This window comes from Bifidobacterium xylocopae (assembly GCF_003315615.1).
Lineage (GTDB): Bacteria > Actinomycetota > Actinomycetes > Actinomycetales > Bifidobacteriaceae > Bombiscardovia > Bombiscardovia xylocopae.
In genome coordinates, this window is record NZ_PDCH01000009.1 from 23,455 (window position 1) to 46,621 (window position 23,167).

The following is a 23,167-nucleotide window of genomic DNA, read 5'->3' on the forward strand; positions in this document are numbered from 1 at the left end:
CCAACCCAATGGTCTCACACCATCCTCTCCTGACCGCCGATTCTGCTGCGCGGCGCAGGCCTGCAGGCCCAGTATTTAATTCACTCATTAAACAATTATCCTGGGCAGGGAATACACTGGTCGCCACGGGGCATGGACCCCACTGTTCGAGCGGCGAGGAGGCGGCCATGGGGCGAATACTGGTGGCCGGTGTGGATACATCAACCCAATCATGCAAGGTGAGGGTGACCGACGCAGTGACCGGCGAGCAGGTGCGTTTCGGCCAGGCCATGCATCCCACCGGCACCGAAGTGGACCCGGAGGCATGGTGGATCGCCTTCCGCAAGGCGGCGGCACAGGCCGGAGGCTTGGATGACGTAGCCGCCATCGCCGTGGGTGGCCAGCAGCACGGCATGGTGACTTTGGATGAGACCGGCCATGTGGTTCGTGACGCCCTCCTGTGGAACGACACCCGTTCGGCCCCACAGGCGCGAGACCTGATCAGGCGGCTGGGGCAGGCGCAAACCAACCCGGCCGAGTCCAACCGGGACAGCGATCCCTGCATGCTTGGCCGTCGACGCTGGGTCAAGGCGGTCGGATCCTCCCCCGTCGCCTCCCTGACCATCACCAAACTGGCTTGGCTGGCCCAGGAGGAACCCGATCATACGCGCCGTATCGCGGCGGTCTGCCTACCCCACGACTGGCTGACCTGGCGGATTGCGGGACACGGACCAGCGCAGGCGGAACCACCGGCCGACATAGGCCTTGATGCCCTGTTCACCGACCGGTCAGACGCCTCGGGCACCGGATACTTCGACCCCGCCAACGACAGCTACCGTCGCGACCTCCTGGCACTCGCCCTGCCGGCCGACCTGGCGGAGCAGGTCATTCTCCCCCGAGTCCTCGGCCCGCATGAAGCCGGAGGCAGGGCCGACCCCTCGATCGCCGGCAAGAATGTCGCCGGCGGTTGTGTCATCGCCCCCGGAGGTGGAGACAACGCCATGACCGCCCTGGGCCTCTCCATGGACGTAGGCGACGTCTCCCTTTCCCTGGGCACCTCCGGCGTGGCTGCGGCCGTATCCCCCGCCCCGGTCTACGATATGTCCGCGGCGGTGACTGGATTCGCCGATGCGACCGGCCATTGGCTTCCCCTGGCCTGCACCATCAACGCCTCCCGCATCCTTGACGCCGGCAGAGCCGCCCTGGGCGTGGACTACGACGGTCTGGCCGAGCTGGCCGACCAGGCCGAGCCCGGTGCCGGCGGCATCAGCCTGATTCCCTATTTCGACGGCGAGCGCACCCCCGACCGCCCAGACGCCCGGGCCCGCTTGGAGGGTCTGACCCTGGCCAACACCCGGCAGGAGAACCTGGCACGGGCGTTCGTGGAGGGCCTGCTGTGTTCCCAGCGCGACTGCCTGGAGCTCCTGAAACACCTGGGCGCACGCGTGGACAGGATCCTCCTGGTCGGCGGCGGCGCCCGCTCGACAGCCGTGCGTGCCTACGCCCCGGCCATTTGGGGCATGGACGTACTGCTGCCACGAATAGACCAATACGTGGCCATCGGCGCCGCCCGCCAGGCCGCCTGGACCCTGGCCGACACCCCCGAACCCCCGGCCTGGCCGGTGCAGATCGAAGCAACCCTAACCGCCTCCCCCACCCCAGCCGTCTACGCCCAATACGCCCGCTGGCGCGGCTGAGCAAATGCGCAAAGCCCCCCGGCAACGGGCTTGCCGCCGAGGGGGCTTCAAACACCTGATGACAGCTGAAGGAACCCCGGCGGACAGAGAGGCAAGAACGCGGCCGTCCACCGGGAAAGGGCCTGGTGTCAGGCCTCGGCAAGCGCCTCGATCATGTAGTTGCTGATTGTCGCCTTGACCGACTCCAGGTGATCGGACTTGCAGGCGGCGACCAGCTCGGACTGGGGCTTGTCAATCGCGTAGTCCTCCAGGGAGGCCAGGGAGGCGGAGCCGTCCTCGACGGACGTGCCGATGCCGGAATCGAAGGAGGAGTAACGCGCGGCCTGGAGGTTCTCGATGTACTTGTCCTCGTGCATCTTGGCGGCGACAAGGAGGCCGGCGGCGAAAGCGTCCATGCCGACCACGTGCGTGCGGAACAGATCCTCCGGCGTGAAGGAGGTGCGGCGGGGCTTGGCGTCGAAGTTCAACCCGCCGTGGGGGCCGATGCCGCCAGCGGCGATGACCTCCCACATCACCGACGTGGTCTCGTATAGGTCGGAGGGGAACTCGTCCATGTCCCAGCCGATCAGTTTGTCGCCCTGGTTGGCGTCCAGGGAGCCCAGGAAGCCGGCCTCGCGGGCCACGCGAATCTCGTGCTGGTAGGTGTGCATGGCCAGGTTCGCGTGGTTGCCCTCCAGGTTGAGCTTGAAGTCCTTATCCAGGTCGTAGGTGCGCAGGAAGTTGATCGTGGTCGCCGCGTCGTAGTCGTACTGGTGGAGGGTGGGCTCCTTGGGCTTGGGTTCGATCAGGAACTGCGCGTCCATGCCGATCTCGCGCGCGTAGTCCACGCACATGCGGAAGAGGGAGGCGATGTGGTCCTGCTCGCGCTTCATCTGCGTGTTCCACAGGCTCTCATAGCCTTCACGGCCACCCCAGAAGACATAGTTCTCAGCACCAAGACGCTTGCCGATCTCCAGGCTGTGCTTGAGCTGACCGGCCGAGTAGGCGTAGATGTCGGCGAACGGCGAGGTGCCGGCACCCGCCTCGAACCGGCGGTTGGTGAACAGGGAGGACGTGTTCCACAGGAGCTTGACCCCGGAGCCCTTCATGTTCGCTTCGATCTTGTCGACCACCTTGTCCAGGTTGGCATTGCTCTCGCGCAGGGTGTCCCCTTCAGGCGCCAGGTCGCGGTCATGGAAGCAGAAGAACTCCACGCCCAGCTTGTCGAAGAGCTCGAAGGCGTAATCAACCTTGGCCAGCGCCTGGTCCATGGGGTCGCTGTACTTGTAGTAGGGCCGCTGGGCGGTGGGATCGCCGAAGGGGTCGACGAGCCCCTGGTTGAAGGTGTGCCACCAGGCCACAGCGAAGCGCAGCCAGTCCTTCATGGGCTTGCCGGCCACCACCTTGTCCTTGTCGTAGTAGCGGAAGCCCAGGCCTTCCTGGATGCCGGCCGAACGGCCCACATATTCGATCTTGTCAATGTCCCATAGCCCCATGGGGATGCTCCTTTGCGATGAAATAATATATGTGATGCCTTGCAACGGGAACGCCTTCGGCGCCTCCGACAGCCCCATGATAAGACGATTGAACCTATTTTGTCAATTCATTAAATTATATATGGTGCACCTCGCCGTCTGTGAGACCGACTGGCTCGCAGCGCCCCGCTCCCGCTTACCCTAACGCAAGCGCGGCAGCCAAAGCGGCGACTGCTGCCCTGACCTGTCCAGGATCGGTTCGTTCGACTTGGGCTTCGTCACCACCCCCGCCCGGACCGCCGGAAGAGGCGACCATGCGGCGGGCGGACATATGCACGGCGTCGACCCCGGCGGCCACGGCATCCTTGATGCCGGCCGGCTTGAGGCCTCCACCGGCCATGATCTGGATGCGGCCGGCGGCCTGCCGGGTGAGTGCGTCCAGCTGGTCCAGACCCCGGGGCACGGCGGAGGCGCCGCCGGAGGTAAGCACCCGGTCATAACCCAGGTCGATCAGTGTCTCCAGAGCGGCCGACCGGTCCCCCACCACGTCGAAGGCCCGGTGGCAGGTCAAGTCCACCCGCCGGCCCTCCGCGCTCGACTCGGTCCGTACCAGCTGGGCCATACGAGCCATGAAGCCCTCATCCAGTCCGCCCTGGCGGTCCAGGCCGCCGGTCACGATGCCGGCGGCACCGGCGCGGATGGCCAGGCGAGCGTCCTCCAGCTGCAGAACGCGCTCCTCCTCGTTGTAGATGAAATCGCCGCCCCGGGGCCGCACCAGCACCTGCACCCCCAGAGGCAGCCCGGCCCCGGCGCACTGCTTCACCAGGCCCAGGCTGGGAGTCAGTCCGCCGGTGGCGCCCAGGGCCACGCATAGCTCCACCCGGTCGGCGCCGGCCTGCCGGGCGATCGCCGCCCCTGCCAGGTCCTGCACCGCTATCTCCAACCGCACCCCGCCGCGCACCGCCATGTCAGTCTCCCCTCACCCGGGCCGTTCTGATCATCACCAGCCTAGCGCCGTCCGTCACGGATACGCGACACAGCCACCAACCGGCATCGGACAGCAGAAAGCCCCGGCGGCGCAGGAAACGTTCCCCTTGCGCCGGTGGGATTGCATCGGTGAGTCGCTGTTTACCAGATGCCGATTACCTTCCACCAGCCCATGCCGATGGTCAGGAAGATGGCGATGGTGACCAGGCCGCAGATCAGGCCGATGCGCAGGAACTCGGAGGTCTTGACATAGCCGGCGCCGTAGATCAGGGCGGCGGGCCCGGAGGCGTAGTGGGTCATGGCGCCGATCAGCCCCGAGGCCACGCCCAGCATCAGGGCGGCTGCCGTGGCGGGCACGCCGGCGGCGACCGCCACGCCTAGGAAGAGCGTGTAGATGGCGGCCACCTGGGCCAGCTCAGAGGCGAACATGTAATGGATGAAGAAGTAGAAGACGGTCAGGATGGCCAGGACCAGCATCCAGGGCATGCCGTGGACCAGGTTGGCGATCAGCTTGCCGGCCCAACCGGTCACACCCAGGTCGTTCAGGGGCTGCGCCATGCCCACCAGGACGCCGAAGAAGATCAGCGTGGACCAGGCGGACTTGTTGGATGCCATGTCGTTCCAGGTGATGATCTTGGTGCATAGGAGCACGGAGACGCCGAGGAAGGCGACCACGGTGGCCTCCACATGGAAGATCGAGCCGGTGGCCCATAGGATCAGCATGACGATGAAGGTGACCAGCATGATCCACTCATGCATGCCAAGAGGCCCCATCTCCCTGAGTTCGGCCTTGGCATCGGCCTGGGCCCGAGGCACATGCTTGACCGTGGGCGGGAAGAGCCTGTAGATCAGGGCGGGGATGACAACCAGGCAGATCAGGCCGGGCACGATGCAGGCCAGGGCCCACATGCCCCAGTTGATGGAGACGCCCGACTTCTGCGCCAGCTGGAAGACCACCGGTCCGGCCGCCATGGCCGTGGCGAACATGGCCGATGTAATGGCGTTGACATTATTGGCGGTCAGGGCCAGGAAGGCGCCGATGCGCTTGCGGGACTCATCCGACTTGGGGGTGGATTCCTGCACGTCCGAGACCGAGGTGATGATCGGGAAGAGGATGCCGCCCAGACGCGCGGTGTTCGAGGGCGTGGCCGGGGAGAGCACCAGGTCCGCCGCCGCCAGACCGTAGGAGATACCCAGACTGGACTTGCCCAATAGGGAGAGGAAGATCAACGCGATCCGCCGCCCAAGGCCGGTGGAGACGAAGCCCTGGGCGATGAAGAAAGCCGCGACGATCAGCCAGATCGAAGGTGAACCCAGACCCGCGAAGGCCGCCTTCTTGACATTCAGCGCACCGGTGAACATACCTACGGTCATGCCGATGATGGCCACCGACGAAGTGGGCAGGGGCTGCAGAATGAGGCCCAAAATGGTGCCGACAAAGACGCCGAGCATGCGCATGGCCTGAGACGTCAGACCATCGGGCGGGGGAATCACGAAGATGACCAGGCCCGCCCCCACGCACACCAGCGAGCGCACCAGCTGGCCGGTGTTGAACGCGGCTTTGTCCACCGCCTGTCCCTGGGCGGAGCCCGGTTGCTTGTCCGTACTCGACATGGGAGTGCTCCTTCACATTCACGCGTGTCACATTCCGTTGTTCGTCACCGGCGGCTCGTCGTCGAGCCCCGCCGTGCGAAGTCCTCCCAAACTAGCGCCGATTCGGTACGGCCCGCAAATTAGGCAATCCAATAAGTCACTCCCCCAGGCGGACACCGGGGCGAGGCCGAAAAAGCCTGTATCCGCAAGGTTCGGACCATATTCGCCGGACGCATTTGCGCCGCACGGCGAGCGTTTCTAGGCTGGGCCCTACCAGCGAGTCGCGCGACGGGGCGCGGCCGCATACAGCAAAGGTGAGTGAACGATGACGGCTTTCGACACCCTCAATGACTCCTACGCCAACAAGGGGCTGCGCTTCTCCGCCGAGGAGCGTGAACGCCTTGATGTGGACGGCCTGCTGCCGGCGGGCGTGCAGACGCCGGATCAGCAGGAGCGGATCGTCTACGAGCGGTTCCTCAAGGAGCCCACCGACCTGGCCAAGCGCCTCTACCTGATGGGAGTGTGCCGCACGGACCGCAGGCTCTTCTACCGGTCCATGGACAAGCACCTGACTGAGTACATGCCCATCGTCTACGCGCCGACCGTGGCACAGTCCATACAGCAGTACGACAAGCACTACTCCGGTTCAGACGTGGCCTATATCTCGATTCAGCGGCCTGACCGGATCGGTGCCGCCATGGATCAGTACACACAGGGACGCGACATCGACCTGGTGGTCTGCACCGACGCCGAGGGCATCCTGGGCATCGGCGACTGGGGCGCCCAGGGCGCGGAGATCCTGACCGGCAAGCTGGCGGTCTACACGGCCGCCGCCGGCATCGACCCTTCGCGCGTACTGCCGGTGATGGTGGATGTGGGCACCAACCGCAAGGAGCTCCTGGACAACCCCGACTACGTGGGCAACCACATCGAGCGCGTGCGCGGCCAGCGCTACGACGACTTCATCGAGTCCTTCGTGCAGGAGGCCCTGAAGCGCTATCCGAACGCCCTTATCCACTGGGAGGACTTCGGCCGGCCCGAGGCGGCGCCCATCCTGAAGCGCTACCAGGAGCGGATACTGACCCTCAACGACGACATCCAAGGCACCGGGGTCACAGTGCTGGCGGCTCTGCTGGCGGCCCGGCGCATCTCCGGCCTGGCCCCCGAGGACACCCGTACCCTGATCTACGGCGCGGGAACTGCGGGCGTGGGCATCGCCGACCAGATCGTGGACGACCTGATCCTAACCAACGGCATGGATGAGGAGGCCGCCCGCCGCTCGGTCATGCTCTTCGACCGCCAGGGCATGGTCATCGCCGGCCAGGACGACCTGACCGAGGGACAGAGGAAGTACGCCCGCCGGCCCGGCGAGTTCATCGCGGTCGCGGACACCACCTCCCTAACCGAAGCCATCGACGCCTTCCATCCCACGGTTCTGGTGGGCACCTCCACACAGCCCGGCGCCTTCACTGAGGAGGCCGTCAAGACCATGGCCTCGCATGTGGAGCGCCCGCTGATCTGCCCGATCTCCAACCCAACCGAGCTGGCCGAAGCCAAGGCGGCCGACGTGATCAAGTGGACCGGCGGGAAGGCCTTCGTAACCACCGGCACCCCCTCCGCCCCGGTCGAATACCAGGGCACCACCTACTACATCGGCCAGGGCAACAACGCCCTGATGTACCCGGGTATCTGCTTCGGCGCCATCGTGGCCAAGGCCAAGCACATCAGCCGCCGCATGCTCCTGGCCGGCGCCTACGCCATCTCCGACATGATTGACTCGGGGCGGCCCGGGGCGGCCGTGCTGCCGGCGGTCAAGGATTTGAAGGAGATATCCCGCCGGGTGGCCACAGCCGTCGCCCAGCAGGCCATGGACGAGGGCCTGAGCCGGGAGCCGGTGACGGACGTGGCCCGGGCCGTAATCGACGCGCGCTGGTCCTTCGAGGATTGAGCCCAACCCTTAGGACATAGCCATCAATCCGGTGGCTGCGGCCCCGGTTCCACCCCAGTGGCGGACCGGGGCCTTATCCGTACACCGCGGGCGAAAACCAGGCCCTGGCCGTCCGAGCCCCCTGACGTCCGGCCGTTTCCACATGGTCCGAACCGGTACACTGGAAACAGGGAAGGCATCCTGATTCGGGCGGCTGCGCACAGGGAAGTGAACCGACTGCCGCCGACCCCGGGTCCACCGGGGAGCATCGGGGCGGCCAGGTATCAGAGGAAGCGGGTGCGGGCATGACGCAGGTGGAGAATATACGCGACTTGAAATTGCTGGTCGACCTGTCCCATAACCACAGTTTCACCGAGACGGCCTACCAGGCCCACCTTTCGCAACCCACAGTCTCCATGGCGATAAAGCGTCTGGAACGGCAGCTGGGCAAACCCCTGGTCGCCCGTCAACGCTTCGGTGCCGGCGGCGTGCAACTGACACCTGCAGGCCTGGTGGCGGTGCGGCATGCGGAGCAGATCCTGGCCGAGCTCGACAGCCTGGGGGCGGCAGTGGCGACCACCGGGCGGACGTTGACCAGGCGAATCGGCCTGCCGCCCATCATCTCCTCCCTGCTCAACCGGGATTCGCATGAAAGCCGCCTTCCCTTGGCCGGCCTGTCCGGCTCACTTTCCCTATGCACCGTCGGCTCCGGCCGTCTGCTGGAACAGATGCGCAGACACCAGGTGGATTACGGCGCCGTGGCCTCGGTCCAGGACGAGCTCGCGATTCCGGAGGTCCAGATCCGCCGTGTCATCACTTACCCCTTCGGTCTGGCCGGCAGCGCCAGCGCGATCAGGCAGCTGGGTGACGGCCCGGGGCAGGGGCTGCATGTCGCCGATCTGATCCGCTTACCCGAGTCGACCCGCTTCGTCACACTCAACCACGAGTTTATCCACGCAGATGCCTCGGACGCGCTCCTGCGCCGGTACATACCAGCCTCCCGCATCATCGAGGTAGCGGACGTGGAAACGCTGAAAGCCATCACCCAGGCGGGCGTGGCCTTCAGCTTCATCACCTCGGCCGGCATCGAGGACGGGGATGGTCTGACCTTCCTGCCTTTCACCGACTCCCAGGCGCCCAAGTTCAACATTTACCTCTTCCACGACCAGCGCCGCACTTCCAGCCCGGATGTCAAAGCCGACCTGCGCGCCTTCACCGCCTATGCCGATACCCAGCTCGCCACAGTCCGCGCCTGAGCCTGTTGCCGGATGGTCCGCTTCGTCCCACCAGCCCCATCCCCGGCACAGACCCGCCGAGTGCTGGTGGACGGCGGAATCACGCATTGTTGTAGTGACGGCGGGAGAAGCTCGACCGGTAGCGGCTGGGGGTCAGCCCTGTCTGACTTTTGAACACACGCATGAAATACTTGGGGTCGCGGTATCCGCAAGCCTCAGCGATCTGCCAGACCTTCTCGGATGTGGACAGAAGTAGCTCCTGGGCACGTTCGATGCGCCATTTGGCGATCTGGCCGCTGACGCTGATGCCGAACTCACGCTTATAGATGGTCGAAAGGTAGGAGGGCGAATAATTGAAATGCCGCGCCACCCATTTGACACTGATTTTGTCGCATGCGTTGACACGAATCCAATCCTGCACCTGTTGCAGCCTGCGGGACTCAGTGTTCGCTGTCCGCCCGCGTCCCAACCTGCTGGCGCTGCCGGCTATTTCAAAGAGCATGCACGTCATGAAGTAGTTCCCATAGAGGCTGGGCTTCGGATAAGTCAGCTGGTAGATGTCAAGCAACTGGTTGGACATGATGGCCAGCCGGTCGCTCTTGAACGACATCGGCCCCAACGGCAAACGAATTGCACTGTCCGGTACAGTATCAGAACCCCCCTCCCCTGCCCTGATTCCCAGATACCAGTCCTGCAGCGAGAAGTGAGCCCAGAAGAAAGTCAGTGGGCGCATCAATCGTTTGCTGCCCTCATGGAGTGCCTGCGCGGGGATGAGAATGAGGTTTCTGGGTCCCAGCTCATAGCACTGGCCATTAACCGTAAGCGGCAGAGTGCCCTCCTCCACCAAAATCAGCTCGAAGCTGTCGACCCGGCGTCTGCCATGGATCCAGCCCGGACTGCCCACGAACCTGCCTGCGGATTCGAAACCGGCCGCCCCGCCTGACAGATCCGCTATGATCTCCCGCGGCATGGACACACCTCCTGTGCTCACCGGCGGGGACGGGCGGGCTGTGCCGTTGCACCGAACGCCCGCCCTGACGCACTATTGGGTCACCATCCGATCATTGAATTTCGACATAAGTATGGTACTGCTCATGGTCGATGAGAGCCAGGGGCTTGAACCGCAGGCCGGTCGCCCGGTGGGTGAATATCAGCTCCTCCCTTTCGCGCGTGAATTCCCGCTCCAAACGGGCACGATCCAGCTGAAGATGCTGAATCTCCCCGCTCCCGCTCAACGCAGCCAGCACGTATGGCCCCCAAGCCAGGGCGGCCAGGGCGGGCTTGTCAGGGGTGGGCAACAGGCGGAAGCCGGTCTGGAATCCAAGCTCGACAGAAGCGCCATCCCAGGAAGAAAGGTCGCAGTCCTCGACAGCAAGGACCACATGCGAAGAGGAGACCTTGAACCGCCCGGTCGGCAGCTGCTTGCCATTGACCGCCACGGTCACCTGTCCATGGCTCCAGCCGGGGATGCGCAAGGCCAGCATGCGGCGCGAAACCTCGCCGAGATGGACGACCACGCGCTCGGGGTGCCTGTCGGCCGCCTCTACGCTCAGGTTGACACCATCCTGCTCATCGTTCAAGATGCAGGACAGATACTGCTGGATGTACAGGGTCGTCTGGTCAATGTAAAAGGCGCCGTTGGCGTAGTAGAAGTGCGACTCCAGGCCCGTTCCGTGACAGCAGCTGTTCTCCTCGTCGAACTCCTTGCGGCCACCGGGCTGGGTCGGGAAGAAGTACAGGCTTCCCCCCTGAGGCACATGGTCGGTACTGGCGGCTATGTGGTTGAGCGTGGTCAGCTCGTTGTAGTCGGCATAGGCGGGATCGGGGTCGTATTCATAAAGCTCGTTCGCCAGCTTGAGCATGTTGTAGGAGGCGCAGGATTCGGCCGTATTGTCCTTCAGGAGGGCGCCGATGACGCCGGGCTGCTGGAACATCTCGCCCTGTCCGGTGCCACCCATGGCGTAGATATGACTGCCGATGACGGAATCCATGAAGAACCTGGCCTGCTCCAGATAGTAGGGCAGTCCGGTCTGGCGGAAGAGCTCGACCGAGCCAATCACCTGCGGGATGTGCTGATTGGCGTGCAGGCCGCCCAGCGCATCCACCTGCTGTCGCATGGGTACCATCAGCCGGTCGTTGTCGAACAGGCGGGCGGCGGCCAGGTGCTCGCGTTTACCGGTGACGGCGTACAGCTTGGCCAGAGACTCGTTCATACCACCGAACTCGCCGGCTATGTACATGCTCCACATGTTCTGCAGCTGCTCGTGCGGCAGGGCATGCAGGCGCTCGTAGACCCAGTCCCCCAGGTCCGACGCAACAGCAAGCGCCTCCCCGCTGCCCGCATACCGGTGGGCGTCGAGGAGCCCGGCCAGGATCTTGTGCAAGGTGTAGTAGGGTGCCCAGATGGTCGGATAGGGCGCATAGTGCTCCAGCTTGTCGAACTGCCCCTCATCATAGGCGGACAGGAAGCCCGGCTTGGCCCTGCCGCTGTCCCCGAAGGCCCGCTGGACCTCGGCGAGACCGTGGACCAGGTAGGTCAGTTTGTCACGCAGGGCCCCGTCACCGGAAGCTCCGTAGGCGAGCGCATAGGCTGAGAGGACGTGGCCGGTGGTGTGGCCGCGCAGGAGCGAATCGGGCGCGTCCCATCCGATCATGGGATCGGCCCCCTTGGTGTCCAGTCCTGCGGCCTTGCGGAATTCCACCAGGAGCTGGTCGTCGTCCAGGGTTTTCAGGAACTCGATCCGCCGTCGCTGGTTGGCCGCCAGTATCCCATGGCCACTCAGGCGCACATGCTCCAGACCGATGGGCCTGAGCTTCGGCGCGGCATCCACTGGCGCATCGGGGTCGTCCGCCACCACGGTCACGCTCGCTTCCACCGCTATGGCGCTGCCGTCAATGGTGCCGCTGAAACGTTGCTCGCCCAGTGCCGTCGCCCGCTGCTCCACACCTTCGTCCCAGTTCACCCGCTGCGAGACCATCTCGTCGTCCCGGGTGAGCACGGCGGTGAACATGGGCAGATGGTAGCCCCTGCCCCGCTGGACGGTGAGCGTGATCGGATAAACATGTTTGACCTTGATTTCATTGGGCTTCTGCAGGATGTTCACTTCGAACGTCCGCTGGGCCCGGGCCCGCCCCTTGCTGATGGTCGCGGTCAGCGTCACGACCCTGTCGCCGTATCCGTAATCGGGCTGGTGGACCGTACCGTCGGTCCCTATCCAGCGTTCATCCCCGCTCTCCCAGCCGATGCTCGTCCCACCGGTGCCTTCGGTGGGCAGATTGAGGTTGAACTCGACCGTCCCCGTGTTGCCGATATACAACTGGCGGGCCGCCTGCTCGACGCATTCCTGGTCATCGCGAACACATTCCACTGTCCTGCACCTCTTCCTCTCAGAAGACCAACTCCCATGGTGGCATTTCGCAAGGCCGACGCGTATCCATCCCCGCCATGTCCGTCTTCGATGACTCTCAACCGAATACTGCAGGCGACGATACGACGCTGTGGCGCAGCCATTGAACCCACCCGATGTCTCACCAGTCTATGATTCATCCGGCATCGTCGCAGGTATGCCGGATGCGTGATTCAGTGGAGAATTCTTCGGCTTCCCTGAGACTGCCACATGCGAAACGGAAGGCCCCAGCATGGTGTAGGGACAGGGTTGATTTCCGCGCAAAGTGCCCAGTCGCCCCTAAACAGGACATCGCTCCCGGGAGGCCAAGTAACAAAAATACTCCACTTTTTCCACGAAGACTACACCTTCAAGCACAGGAGGTATGTCCTACCGTTCCTCATGGAACAATCTGTGGTTTCGTCCAGCTCAGCGCCGCAGTGCCTCGGCTGAGAGTGCAGGGACAACGCAAGTCCATGAGGCACGAACAAGGAGTTCATCATGTCTACAACGCCAGAAAGCGACCAGAAACTGTCGGAAGGAGGAGACATTGGCCCCGTCGTGGATGATCCTACTGCAGCGAAACGCGAACGGGACAAGCAGGAGTTGAACACGCTGCGCGAGGATCATTCGTTCTTTGGGTACCCCAAGGGCATAGGCGCCCTGGCAGCGGGCAATTTCTTCAACTCAATCTGCTGGGCCTCTTATGGGGCCGTCATGATCTACTACCTCTACAAGCCTTGGACCAAGGGGCTGGGCTTCACCCAGGGTGAAGCCGCGCAACTGATAGCAATCGTGTCCGCAGTCAATTCCATGTTCGAAATACTCGGCAGTTGGCTGGCGGACCGTGTGTTCGGCGCCCGCAAGGCCCTGATCATCGGCAACATCACCAAGGGGCTCTCCTGCGGACTTCTTGCCCTGCCAGCATTTTCATTGGGCCAGGGCCGGGTGTTCGCCCTCGTAGGCATGATCCTGATGAACATCCCTATTGTCGGAGCTTCGAATTCCTCACTGACCGGAATGCTGTTCCACCGAAAGGACTCCCGCCGCGACGGGGCCTTCGCCCTGCATTCCATCGCCAACAACATTGCTGGCTTCATCACCCCCGTCATATCGGCCCAGCTGGGTCTGGTCAACTACCACTATGGCTTCGCCATCGGCGCGATAGCGGCATTGCTATATGCGGCTATCATCGCCCTACCCGGCAGACGCTTCTTCGGATCGCTCGGTTCGAAACCCTCCAGGCCCCTCAGCAAAGCGGAACGTAAGAAGTACTCCCTCATCGCTTTGGCGGTTCTCGCAATCATCGCGGTGTACATCGCCACCTTGCTGATGACCCACAAGGCAGACGTCGCCGCCCTGGCCAGCACCGTCAGCTCATGCACATTCGTCGTCGCGATCGTATTCTTCGCCCTCATCTGGCGGTCGAAGACCATCACCAAGGTCGAACACCACCGGCTGCACGCGCTGATCCCCATCGTGGCGATGCAGATTGTGATAGGGGTGGATTATTCCATACAAGGTACAACGTTGCTAATGTTCCTGGACCAGAAGATCAACCGTAGATTCTGGAACATCGAGATCGCACCGGGCTCTTTCAACACCATCGTCGGCCTCATAGCTCTCCTGTCCGGCATCTTCTACAGCTGGCTGTGGCTCACCAGGTTCGGCAAGCGGTGGAAGTCCACTGACCGCATATGGTTCGGTTTCATCTTCACCGGCATCTCGAATCTGCTGCTGGTCATACCGACCGTCATCCTTAATCCGGACGCCACTAAGTATTCCGTCATATGGCTGCTGGTCTATTATGTCGTCGCGAACCTGGGAGGGTTCCCCTACGGGGTCGCCGCGTATTCCATGATCGCCGCGATTGCCCCCAAGTCCTACGAGACCCAGCTGCAGACCGCGTTCACGATTTCCGCGGCAATCGGCACTGCAATCATGTTGGTGGCCTACGGTCACTTGACGACACTCAGCCAGCAGATGCCGCTCTTCTGGATCGTCGGCATTCTCGAAATCGTGGTCGCCCTCGTGGTCATGGTGTTCCGCAAGCGCATCGAGTCCACCGTCATGTCCGACTGATACCGCCCAGCACCCCCATGGCTTGCGGGCCCCTGATTCCCTCGGGGGCCCGCTGCACATCCGGATACGCGGACGATTCTGGGGACTTGCCCGACACGCCCACAAGCCGGTAGGACGATTAACGAATACTTGCGCGGACCCGGGTGCAGACCGGCATCGTCTCACACGACTTAGCGGTCCCGGCAAAGAAGGCTAACCTGAAGAACACGCATACGGCCCGCTCTGCCCAAAGACAGCGCGAGCGGACCAGCCTCCGCTTGCGAATACCTTGAAGTGTATGACAGCCTTTCGCTTTCAACAGGTTCGGGCACATCACGAACGTCACGAACATGGTCTGATGCCTTACACAATCAATTCCATCGGTCACCCCCCGTCGAACCCCGAACCAGCGGCAGCAAGCAACCCGACATGAGGCAAACGCACCTCTTCGCTACACCCTATGTACTGCAACGAAAACGCCACCCCTTACGGGATGGCGCTTGATTGGTTGTGGAGCTGCGGGGAATTGAACCCCGGTCCGGTGACCGCACCCTCAGTCTTCTACGTGCGTAGTCTGCTGGCCGTGTGGCTATTTATCTGCCCCCGCCTGTGTCGCAGACAACCGGCGGCGGGCATAGTCACAGCAAAAGTCCCTGGGTCGCCCTGTGACGCAGCGACTCAAGCGAGTCCCCTAAATGACGTTCAACATCTCCCCGGAGACGAAGGAGAGTGAACGGAGCCGTAGCTCGCTGGTTAATCCTGGCTTAAAGCTCAGGCAGCGAGGGCGAACTCAGTGCGGTTAGATTTAGCACTTGATGTTTGCGGGAGGACATTTACGAGCGGACCCCCGCGTTCTCGGCACGCTTCCCTGCGACGAACAGGTCACCGTCGAAACCGATCAGCCCCAATCTTCAATTATCAAACCGGCGTTGCCACCGGTTTTCACTATATCCTACAATCCGGGCCCCGTGTTTATTCCCGCGAGCCCCCCCCCCCCGGCTCAGTGCGCCGATATGGTGCGACAGGTTGTCTTGGTTGGGCGTTTCTCCGGCATACGTGCCCGACTTCGATATATGCCCCCCTGCTGAAGATCTGCCCCCACAATGGCAGCGGTTCATCCTGTAAACTGTCTGCATGAGGATCATCATGCAAAAAGTGTCCCATGCCGACGTGGACGTGGTCGACGATGGAACCGGCCGACCGGACCCGACCTTCGAACCCCGGACAATTGATGCCGGACTGGTGCTGCTGGTCGGCGTGGCTGATTCCGACGGGGATGCGCAAGTGGAGTATGCGGCCCGTAAGGTCGCGAACATGCGTATCTTCGAAGATGAGGCCGGCAAGATGAACCGGTCCGTCCTGGATGTGGGCGGACAGGTGGTTTCGATTTCCCAGTTCACGCTCCTTGCTGACATCAGGAAGGGCAATCGGCCCAGTTTTGCTGGTTCGGGAAATCCGGCGCATGCAAAGGCGGTATGGGATCGGTTCAATAAGGCTCTGGCAAGGCATGGGGTGAAGGTGAAGACGGGGCGGTTCAGGTCGCATATGCGGGTGAGCCTGACCAACGATGGTCCGGTCACAATCGCCCTTGACACCGACCAGCTGATGACTGCCAAGTAGCCGATAGGGCCTGCCGCCCGGTGCAGGCAGTGGGCGCGATGAGCCCTCTGACTGCCCCCTATTTGATGATGGGTCGCAAAGGCGCGGACACATCGACCTGATGCTTGTCACCGATTTTTGTTGGGTCGTTGACGATTTTGTCCACGACCGCCATTTTGAGTTTCAGGTCGGATGCGTCCCCCCAGACTATGATGCGTTGGCCGCCATCGAGTTCGGTGGTGACGGAGTCCTGCGTCTTGGCGGAGACCTTGGTCACCGCCCGGCGCATGGGTTCAGGCAATGCCGCAAGGATCTTCAAGGCTTGCTTGACCGCCTGATCCGAGATGCCCTGTTCAAGGGTGCTCACTTCGATCTGCGGTATGCCTTTGGAGGAGGCCCCGACCGCATTGAGTATGCGTCCGTCGCGATCCACTGCGGTGATTTTGCCGCTCGCGGCTTTCAGGACCGCAGCCGGTTCCTGGGCTTTGAAATCCACATCCATGCCATGCGGGAAGCGTTTGGAAGCTTTGGCGGAGGTTACGCCCGGCAGGGCGCTGATCGAGGATTCGATGCCGCCAGTGGAGATGAGGACGAGCGATCGGCCGTCTTCCTTGCGCACGATGTCGGCGATCTCCTGGTTCGAGACCCACTGGTTGCCGCCGGTGACGTGGATGCGCCCGGCCTGCAGGACCAAGGCGGGCGAGAAGCACAGGAGCCAGGTGAGTCCGACGACGAGGGCCAGGCTAAGCAGGCCGATGCCCCAGCGGATCAGGCGGACACGCAGACTGGCCCGTTTCCGTTCCTGAAGGCGGGCTTTGAAGTCCACCACCTTGGGTTTGACGAAGACACCCGGTCCCTGCCCATGGCCTGCCATGGTTCGCAGGATGGCATCATCGGACTTGAGTGAGCGGGCATCGACGAAGTCGCCTGAACCCGACCTGCTGCGGCCGCTGGTGCGCCTGGAACGGTGGGACAGTGCCATTTGGCTACTGCCGGTGGTGGAGCCGACGACAGCGCGAGGTTGGCGGCTGCGGCGGGCCAGACCCTTGCCGGTCGTCCTGCCGCCGATTTTTCCTGCCTTGCCTGAGGATATGCCGGTGTTTCTGCCTGTGGCCGTGCTGCTCTTCTTGCGCACCGCCTTCTTCCCGGTGCCCGTTCCGGTACCGGCACTTGCCCCTGCCTGGTTGCCGAGGACCCGGCGGCGACGCTCTTTGGACTGCCGCTGATGAGTGCGGGCGGCCTCCCCCGGGGTCTTGCGGCCATGGGTTGTGTTGTTCTGGGAGCGCCGGGCGCGGCCTTGTTCGTCACCTTCGCCCGGTGGGGAGCCTGAACTGGCGATCCGTCGGCTCATGCCCGGCTGACCCCGCCACCGGCCGTTCCTGTGGCCAGTTCCCGCAGGATGACCGGCCCCATGCGCGTCACGTCGCCGGCACCGACAGTCAGGATCACATCGCCCGACTGGGCCCGGTCGACCAGCTTGCGGGCCGCGGTTTCCATGTCCGGCACGGCCTCAATTCGAGCGCCGGCCTGCGCGTCCGAGGCCTCGACGATGGTGGCCGGCCCAATCCCCGGGTAGTCCTCCTGGCGTTCGCGGGCCGGATAGATGCCGGTGACCACCACGTCGTCGGCCGCAGCCAAGGCCCAGGCGAATTGTCCAGCGAAGAACTTGGTGCGCGAGTACAGGTGGGGCTGGAAGAGCACATGCAGGCCCGCGTCCGGGTAGCGACGGCGGGCCGCGGCCAACAGAGCAGTGATTTCCGTGGGATGGTGGGCGTAGTCGTCCACCACCGTGACGCCCCGCTCTTTGCCCTTGAGGTCGAAGCGACGGGTGGCTCCCAGGAAGGATCCGGCCGCACTGGCGGCCTCGGCCGGTTCCATACCCAGCAGGACAGCTGCGATGATGGCGGCACTGGCATTGCGGGCGTTGTGCAGGCCGGGGACCTCCAGTTCAACCGGCAGGCTCAAGGGAATCGCACTCACGCGATCCGCATCCCCGCCTGCCTGTACATGCGCCTGGGCGACCAGCTCTGCCGGTAGGTCCAGGGTGAAGCGCTCAGTCCCGGAGCCGGCGCTCTCGGACTCGGATTCGATCCGGACAACCTGGGCCCAGGAGTCCCAGCCGGCCCGGTCAATGGTGTCCTCGCCTGCGGTGGTGTATACCACAACTCGGGCAGGGCAGTCACCACGGAGCCTGGCCAGGAGGGCTCGGGCGCCCTCGTCGTCACCGCAGACCACGACCCATCCGCCGGCGTGGCGGGCATGCTCGGCGAAGGCGGCACGGAAGGCGCCGGCACTGCCATAGTGATCCAGGTGGTCGGCCTCCACGTTGGTGATCAGCGCTATCCGGGGCCTGTACTTTTCGAAGGAGCCGTCCGACTCGTCCGCCTCGGCGACCAGGACTTTGCCTGAGCCCAGGTGTCCGCCATCCCGCGCACCCTCGGGGGTCTGGATGGAGCCGCCCACAGCGAAGGAGGGATCAGCCAGAGGCCCACGTCCGGCGGTGGAGAGGATGTGGGACAGCATGGCGCTGGTGGTGGTCTTGCCGTGGGCACCAGCCACCGTGACACCGATGCGTGAGGCCAGGAGGAGGGCAAGGATGTCCGAGCGGTGGGCCAGGAGGGAGCCCTGGGCGCGGGCGGCTCCGATCTCGGGGTTGTCGGGCTTGATGGCGGACGACCACACGACGGTCCGCGCACCCTTGACGTTCTCTGCGGCCTGCCCGATCGCGACGGGGATGCCGGCGGCCTCCAGCTCGTGGGTCTTGGCCGAGGCCTGCCGGTCGGATCCGGTCACATCCACACCCGCCTGTTTGAGCATCAGGGCCAGGACGCTCATGCCCGCACCGCCCACACCGATGAAATGGGTCCGACCCAGACTGGACAGGGGTCTGCCGCCAGGGCCGAACGCCTGGGCTGTGGGATCGAGCGGCGCGGGGCTGGTGGACTGTTGGGACAAAGCGCATCTCCTCATCATCATGACTTCATCCATTATGCACGCCTGCCCGGTTTTTCGTCAGCCCTTCCCTGGCCTTCCGCCAGGAACGCACACAAGCGACGCGCCCGGCTCCCGGCACTGCCGAGGCTTCCTGGACTTCGAACCTTCAGTCGCGAGCGTCAGACAGTTCCAGGACACGGCTGGCCATGGTCTGCGCCGCATCGCGGATGCCATAGGACCAGGAGGCCCTTCCCATGGCGGCCAACCGGTCGCGGTCGGCTATGAGGGCGGGGACCTGGGCGGACACCCACTCCTCCGTCAGTTCGCTGTCGGCAATCATGATGCCCCCACCGGTCTGGACGACCGGCTGGGCGTTGAAGCGCTGCTCCCCGTTGCCGATAGGCAGGGGGACGTAGACGGCCGGCAGGCCCAAGGCCGTCAGTTCGCTGACCGTGCCGGCGCCGGAACGGCAGATGACCAGGTCGGCGCAGGCGAAGGCCAGATCGATGCGCTCCAGGTAGGCAGCAATATGGTAGTCGCCCTGACCGGCATGGGCCTGGTCCAGGTCGTTGACCGCTTCCTGACCTACTAGGCGGGTGACCACTTCCTGCACGTCGTCGGACTTGCCCTTGCCTGTCAGATGCACCACCTGGGCCACATCCAGCAGGACCTCGGCAGACCTGGCTACGGCCTTGTTGAGGCTTGCCGCCCCCAGGGAGCCGCCGGTGACCACCAGTACCGGACGGTCGGGGTCCAGACCAAGCTGTTCCGCGGCCTGTCGGCGGGTCCGGTCGCGGGACCGCACCTGCTGCGCGCACAGGTCGGCGATGGCGGGACGTAGGGGCAGACCCACCCGCTCAACCCGGGCGCCGTGCCGGGGTTTGAGGCCGGTGTTCTCGTAGGCGGTGCCGATGTAGTCGGCCCAACGGGCGCCCAGTTTGTTCGCCATGCCTGCCCTGGCGTTCTGCTCGTGCAGGGCCAGGGGCAGCCCCAACCGACGGGCTGCCCGGTAGGCTGGGGCTGACGCGTAGCCGCCGAAACCGACGACTACGTCGGCCTGTCTGGCTTGGAGAATCTCCTTGGTATGGGCCACCTGCCGCCGCCAGCGGCTTGGGAAGCGCAGGGCCTGGGCGTTGGGCCTACGGGGAAAGGGAAGCTTGTCGATTGTGTCCAGCGCCAGGCCGGCCTGGGGCACCAGTCGGTCCTCCAAGCCCACGGCAGTGCCGATGACCGACACCCGCGCACAGGGACGCTGCGCCTTGATGGCGGCGGCGACCGCGAGCAGGGGGTTCACATGCCCTGCTGTACCGCCCCCGGCCAGTACCACATGGACCGCTGCCTTCACACTCATGACGCTCCTCAAGATCAGGTTTCCAGCTCCGAGCATAGCCCGACGGCTGACGAACGAAGCAGGCGAAGGAACGGACCGCGGTCAGATGTGTGCCGAGGCGGCCTTGATGTCGGGGTGGGTCCGCATCATCGGCACCGCTACCCCAGCGGCCGCCAGACACAGGACGAGGGCCGTACCGCCAGCGGATACGAACGGCAGAGGAAGGCCCATGACCGGCAGAAGACCCAGGACCACACAGATGTTGATGAGGGCCTGGCCGACGATCCAGGATGCCAGGCAGACCAAGACCATGCGGGCGTAGCTGTCGGGCGTGGTCAGCGCAACGCGCAGCATGCACCAGCCCACCACCACGAAGGCCAGGATGACCAGGACGGCGCCGATGAAGCCCATCTCCTCGCCGATCACCGCGAAGATGAAATCGTTGTGGGCCTCGGGTAGGTAGTTCCATTTCTCACGCGAGTTGCCCAGCCCAACGCCGGTCAGGCCACCGGAGGCCATGGCGTACAGGCCGTGGACCGATTGGTAGCATACGCCCTGCAGGTCGTCGGACGAGCACTTGCCGTAGGCTGCCATGATGCGCTGCATGCGGTTGCCATGGCCCAGGACGAAGAAGCCGATGATGCCCGCCAGTCCGGCCACAGCGGCGCTCAGGAACCATTTGAGTGGGAATCCGGAAAGGAAAAAGGCGACCAGACCGATGATGACGACGATCATGGCGGTGCCCAGGTCCTTGCCCATCATGATCAGGATGAAGGATACTGCGAAGCCTGCGGCTGGCTTCCGGTAGGCTTTGAGACCCTCTCCCTGCCGGCTGTGCTCACCCGCGTCCAGCAGGGAGCCGGGCATCCAGACGCATAGGGCAAGCTTGAGGACCTCGGCCGGCTGCAGGGAGAAGCCGCCGATGAAAATCCAGCCTGCATTGCCGCCTGCGGCGCGTCCCAAGGGGGTGAAGGTGAGCAGCTGAAGGAAAAGTCCGAAGCCCAGAATGCCGAAGCTGATGGAACGGTACTTGTCGGCTGGCAGGCGCAAGGCGACAGCAGCGACAGCAAAACCGCCCATGCAGAAGCCGGTCTGTCGGATGGCCTGGGTCCAGGGCGACTGCCCCTGGGCCACCATATCGACGGCCGAGCTTGAGAAAACCATCATCAGGCCGAAGACGGCCAGGGCGACGACCGCTGTGATGAAGCCGTAGTAACACCACAGTGGGTTGAGCAGGGCCCTGATGCCCTGGTAGGAGACCGCTGGGCGGGCGGGGGTCTGGGAGGCCTTTGACGATCTGGATGCCGTGGATCGTTGGGATGCCTTGGCCTTAGCTGCCCTGGATGGTTCAGCCGTCTTGGTCACCCTGGGCACATGGTCCGAGGATGCTGCGGATCTGCCGTGCCGACGGACCGGCTCGCCCTCCCGGCGCGTCTTGCCCTGGCCCTGAACCCTACCGCGGTCCTGGGCGGTGACGGTGGGGCGTTTCAAGTGCCCTGCCCACAGGTCAGACAGCCGCATGGCCATCCACCCATACGGCCGCCTGGCGGGCGAAGGCCTTACCTCGATCGGCGTAGGACCTGAACTGGTCCATTGAAGCGCAGGCCGGAGCCAGGAGGACCACCTGTCCGGGCTGGGCGTACTCCCCCGCAGCCCGCACGGCCCGTTCCATGACCGTATCCGCCGGCTTGGGCTCCACCCGGGTGACCGGCACCTGTGGGGCTTGGGAGGACAGTGCCTCCATGATGGGTTCGGGATCCTGGCCGATCACGACCACTGCGGCCAGGCAATCGGCCTGGGAGGCGACCAGCTCATCGAAACGGGTGCCTTTGGCCAGCCCCCCGGCGATCCAGATCACGGATCCGGGTCGGTAGCTGGACAGGGAAGCTCGTGCGGCATGCGCGTTGGTGGCCTTTGAATCATCCACGAATCGGATGGCATCCGATCCGGTCCCAAGCTGGGTCACGGTCTCGATCCGGTGGTCACCGGGCCGGAATGCGGCCATGGCCCCGACGGCGTCAGCCCGGTCAGCCCCGGCCCCCAAGGCAAGGGCGAAAGCGCAGAGGGCATCCGCCAACAGATGGGGGTAGACGCTGCCGTCCGGCTCGCTCAGTCCGGCCAGGTCGCTCAGGGGAGCTATGCGCTCCTCCTGCCCGACGGGACCGCCCGACACGCCACTCAGGTCGATGATCCAACCGTCACGTACACCGATCTGACCGGGGGCGGGCCTTCCAAGGGTGAACCCAACCTTCAAACAGCCGGTGACGGGACGAGCTGCGTCGGCGATGGCCGATACCTGTCGATCGTCCGCGTTGTAGACCAGGGCCCGCTGGACGCCATGGTAGATCTTGGCTTTATCGGCGGCGTAGGCTTCGAAGCCCCCATGCCAGTCCAGGTGGTCGGCGGCCAGGTTGGTGATGGCCGCGCAAGCCAGGGACAGTGAATCGGTGAAGTGGAGCTGGAAGGAGCTCAACTCCACGCACAGCACGTCGTGGGCCGGATCCAGAACGGCCTGTGAGACGGCCTTGCCGATGTTGCCGACGGCCGGCGCATCGAACCCGGATGCGGTCATCATGGCGGATGTCATCTGAGTGGTGGAGGTCTTGCCGTTGGTCCCGGTGATGCCAATCCAGGGTGCCGGCCGGCCTGTGCGGGCCGCGCGCGCACGCAGCGCCCAGGCCAGCTCAACCTCGCTGACCACCGGTATGCCGGCCTGCCGGGCATGCAGGATGAAGGGTGTTCTGGGGTTGAAGACCGGAGAGGCCATGACCAGGTCCACCTGATTCCAGTCCACCTGATCGAAAGAGTGCAGGTCAGCGGCCGCCGAGTGCTCATCCACGCTCGTCACGCTCTTCGCATGCCCCTGGAGGGCTTGCACCGCACTGCGACCGGAGACGCCCAACCCCGCCACCAGGACACGCTTACCGTTGACATCCATCTGACACATCTCCTTGCGTATAACTGGACTCGTCAATCACCCACTGC

General features: G+C 64.3%; 15 protein-coding genes and 1 other RNA gene. 5 read left to right on the forward strand and 11 right to left on the reverse strand.

Annotated elements, in window-relative coordinates; genetic code table 11:
• The first annotated feature begins 167 nt into the window (after positions 1–167).
• A complete protein-coding gene (locus tag CRD59_RS05160) occupies positions 168–1,676 on the forward strand; it encodes a xylulokinase (protein WP_113853627.1) in 1,509 nt (502 codons plus the stop codon).
• A 128-nt stretch (positions 1,677–1,804) separates the two neighbouring features.
• On the opposite strand, the gene xylA is transcribed toward CRD59_RS05160, so the two are convergent.
• The 3 genes from xylA to CRD59_RS05175 form a co-directional block, all read right to left on the reverse strand.
• Positions 1,805–3,151, reverse strand: coding sequence for a xylose isomerase (gene xylA, locus CRD59_RS05165; RefSeq protein WP_113853628.1), 1,347 nt, complete (start codon positions 3,149–3,151; stop codon positions 1,805–1,807).
• Between the two features lie 175 nt (positions 3,152–3,326).
• Positions 3,327–4,097 (reverse strand): copper homeostasis protein CutC, encoded by a 771-nt coding sequence (locus CRD59_RS05170; protein ID WP_236632736.1) that lies wholly within the window; start codon positions 4,095–4,097, stop codon positions 3,327–3,329.
• A gap of 161 nt (positions 4,098–4,258) precedes the next feature.
• Complete coding sequence (locus CRD59_RS05175; RefSeq protein ID WP_113853629.1) at positions 4,259–5,731, reverse strand: DASS family sodium-coupled anion symporter; 1,473 nt, start codon at positions 5,729–5,731, stop codon at positions 4,259–4,261.
• A gap of 304 nt (positions 5,732–6,035) precedes the next feature.
• Between CRD59_RS05175 and CRD59_RS05180 the strand changes: the two genes are divergently transcribed.
• Both CRD59_RS05180 and CRD59_RS05185 read left to right on the forward strand, forming a co-directional pair.
• Positions 6,036–7,658, forward strand: a complete 1,623-nt coding sequence (locus CRD59_RS05180) for an NAD-dependent malic enzyme (RefSeq protein ID WP_113853630.1) — start codon at positions 6,036–6,038, stop codon at positions 7,656–7,658.
• A gap of 284 nt (positions 7,659–7,942) precedes the next feature.
• On the forward strand, positions 7,943–8,893 hold the full coding sequence (locus CRD59_RS05185; RefSeq protein ID WP_113853631.1) for a LysR family transcriptional regulator: 951 nt from the start codon (positions 7,943–7,945) through the stop codon (positions 8,891–8,893).
• A 79-nt stretch (positions 8,894–8,972) separates the two neighbouring features.
• Here the strand turns inward: CRD59_RS05185 and CRD59_RS05190 are convergent, their stop codons facing one another.
• Both CRD59_RS05190 and CRD59_RS05195 read right to left on the reverse strand, forming a co-directional pair.
• Entirely contained in the window at positions 8,973–9,842 is an 870-nt protein-coding gene (locus tag CRD59_RS05190) for a helix-turn-helix transcriptional regulator (protein ID WP_113853632.1), read from the reverse strand.
• Between the two features lie 91 nt (positions 9,843–9,933).
• The gene (locus tag CRD59_RS05195; RefSeq protein ID WP_113853633.1) at positions 9,934–12,240 is read right to left on the reverse strand and encodes a beta-L-arabinofuranosidase domain-containing protein; all 2,307 of its coding nucleotides are present in this window, start codon (positions 12,238–12,240) and stop codon (positions 9,934–9,936) included.
• Between the two features lie 519 nt (positions 12,241–12,759).
• Between CRD59_RS05195 and CRD59_RS05200 the strand changes: the two genes are divergently transcribed.
• The gene (locus tag CRD59_RS05200; protein ID WP_113853634.1) at positions 12,760–14,340 is read left to right on the forward strand and encodes an oligopeptide:H+ symporter; all 1,581 of its coding nucleotides are present in this window, start codon (positions 12,760–12,762) and stop codon (positions 14,338–14,340) included.
• A 487-nt stretch (positions 14,341–14,827) separates the two neighbouring features.
• Here CRD59_RS05200 and ssrA read toward each other — a convergent pair.
• Positions 14,828–15,225: a transfer-messenger RNA gene (gene ssrA, locus CRD59_RS05205) on the reverse strand.
• A 228-nt stretch (positions 15,226–15,453) separates the two neighbouring features.
• On the opposite strand from ssrA, the gene dtd reads away from it, so the two are divergent.
• A complete protein-coding gene (gene dtd / locus CRD59_RS05210) occupies positions 15,454–15,939 on the forward strand; it encodes a D-aminoacyl-tRNA deacylase (protein WP_113853635.1) in 486 nt (161 codons plus the stop codon).
• A gap of 58 nt (positions 15,940–15,997) precedes the next feature.
• Here dtd and CRD59_RS05215 read toward each other — a convergent pair whose 3' ends face one another.
• The 5 genes from CRD59_RS05215 to murD form a co-directional block, all read right to left on the reverse strand.
• On the reverse strand, positions 15,998–17,269 hold the full coding sequence (locus tag CRD59_RS05215; RefSeq protein ID WP_236632737.1) for a cell division protein FtsQ/DivIB: 1,272 nt from the start codon (positions 17,267–17,269) through the stop codon (positions 15,998–16,000).
• On the reverse strand, positions 17,266–18,888 hold the full coding sequence (gene murC, locus CRD59_RS05220) for a UDP-N-acetylmuramate--L-alanine ligase (RefSeq protein WP_113853662.1): 1,623 nt from the start codon (positions 18,886–18,888) through the stop codon (positions 17,266–17,268). Before murC ends, CRD59_RS05215 begins: the two co-directional genes overlap by 4 nt.
• Positions 18,889–19,018: 130 nt before the next feature.
• Positions 19,019–20,203 (reverse strand): undecaprenyldiphospho-muramoylpentapeptide beta-N-acetylglucosaminyltransferase, encoded by a 1,185-nt coding sequence (gene murG, locus CRD59_RS05225; RefSeq protein ID WP_113853636.1) that lies wholly within the window; start codon positions 20,201–20,203, stop codon positions 19,019–19,021.
• An 81-nt stretch (positions 20,204–20,284) separates the two neighbouring features.
• Positions 20,285–21,703, reverse strand: a complete 1,419-nt coding sequence (locus tag CRD59_RS05230; protein WP_113853663.1) for an FtsW/RodA/SpoVE family cell cycle protein — start codon at positions 21,701–21,703, stop codon at positions 20,285–20,287.
• Positions 21,690–23,120 (reverse strand): UDP-N-acetylmuramoyl-L-alanine--D-glutamate ligase, encoded by a 1,431-nt coding sequence (gene murD / locus CRD59_RS05235; RefSeq protein WP_113853637.1) that lies wholly within the window; start codon positions 23,118–23,120, stop codon positions 21,690–21,692. The genes CRD59_RS05230 and murD overlap by 14 nt, the downstream gene beginning before the upstream one ends.
• Positions 23,121–23,167: the final 47 nt, after the last annotated feature.

Coding starts and splice junctions, on each gene's coding strand:
- CRD59_RS05180 (WP_113853630.1), top strand. CDS start 6,036: ATGACGGCTTTCGACACCCTCAATGACTCCTACGCCAACAAGGGGCTG.
- CRD59_RS05215 (WP_236632737.1), bottom strand. CDS start 17,269: ATGAGCCGACGGATCGCCAGTTCAGGCTCCCCACCGGGCGAAGGTGAC.
- murD (WP_113853637.1), bottom strand. CDS start 23,120: ATGGATGTCAACGGTAAGCGTGTCCTGGTGGCGGGGTTGGGCGTCTCC.
- CRD59_RS05200 (WP_113853634.1), top strand. CDS start 12,760: ATGTCTACAACGCCAGAAAGCGACCAGAAACTGTCGGAAGGAGGAGAC.
- CRD59_RS05230 (WP_113853663.1), bottom strand. CDS start 21,703: ATGCGGCTGTCTGACCTGTGGGCAGGGCACTTGAAACGCCCCACCGTC.
- xylA (WP_113853628.1), bottom strand. CDS start 3,151: ATGGGGCTATGGGACATTGACAAGATCGAATATGTGGGCCGTTCGGCC.
- CRD59_RS05190 (WP_113853632.1), bottom strand. CDS start 9,842: ATGCCGCGGGAGATCATAGCGGATCTGTCAGGCGGGGCGGCCGGTTTC.
- CRD59_RS05170 (WP_236632736.1), bottom strand. CDS start 4,097: ATGGCGGTGCGCGGCGGGGTGCGGTTGGAGATAGCGGTGCAGGACCTG.
- murG (WP_113853636.1), bottom strand. CDS start 20,203: ATGAGTGTGAAGGCAGCGGTCCATGTGGTACTGGCCGGGGGCGGTACA.
- murC (WP_113853662.1), bottom strand. CDS start 18,888: ATGAGGAGATGCGCTTTGTCCCAACAGTCCACCAGCCCCGCGCCGCTC.
- CRD59_RS05185 (WP_113853631.1), top strand. CDS start 7,943: ATGACGCAGGTGGAGAATATACGCGACTTGAAATTGCTGGTCGACCTG.
- CRD59_RS05160 (WP_113853627.1), top strand. CDS start 168: ATGGGGCGAATACTGGTGGCCGGTGTGGATACATCAACCCAATCATGC.
- dtd (WP_113853635.1), top strand. CDS start 15,454: ATGAGGATCATCATGCAAAAAGTGTCCCATGCCGACGTGGACGTGGTC.
- CRD59_RS05175 (WP_113853629.1), bottom strand. CDS start 5,731: ATGTCGAGTACGGACAAGCAACCGGGCTCCGCCCAGGGACAGGCGGTG.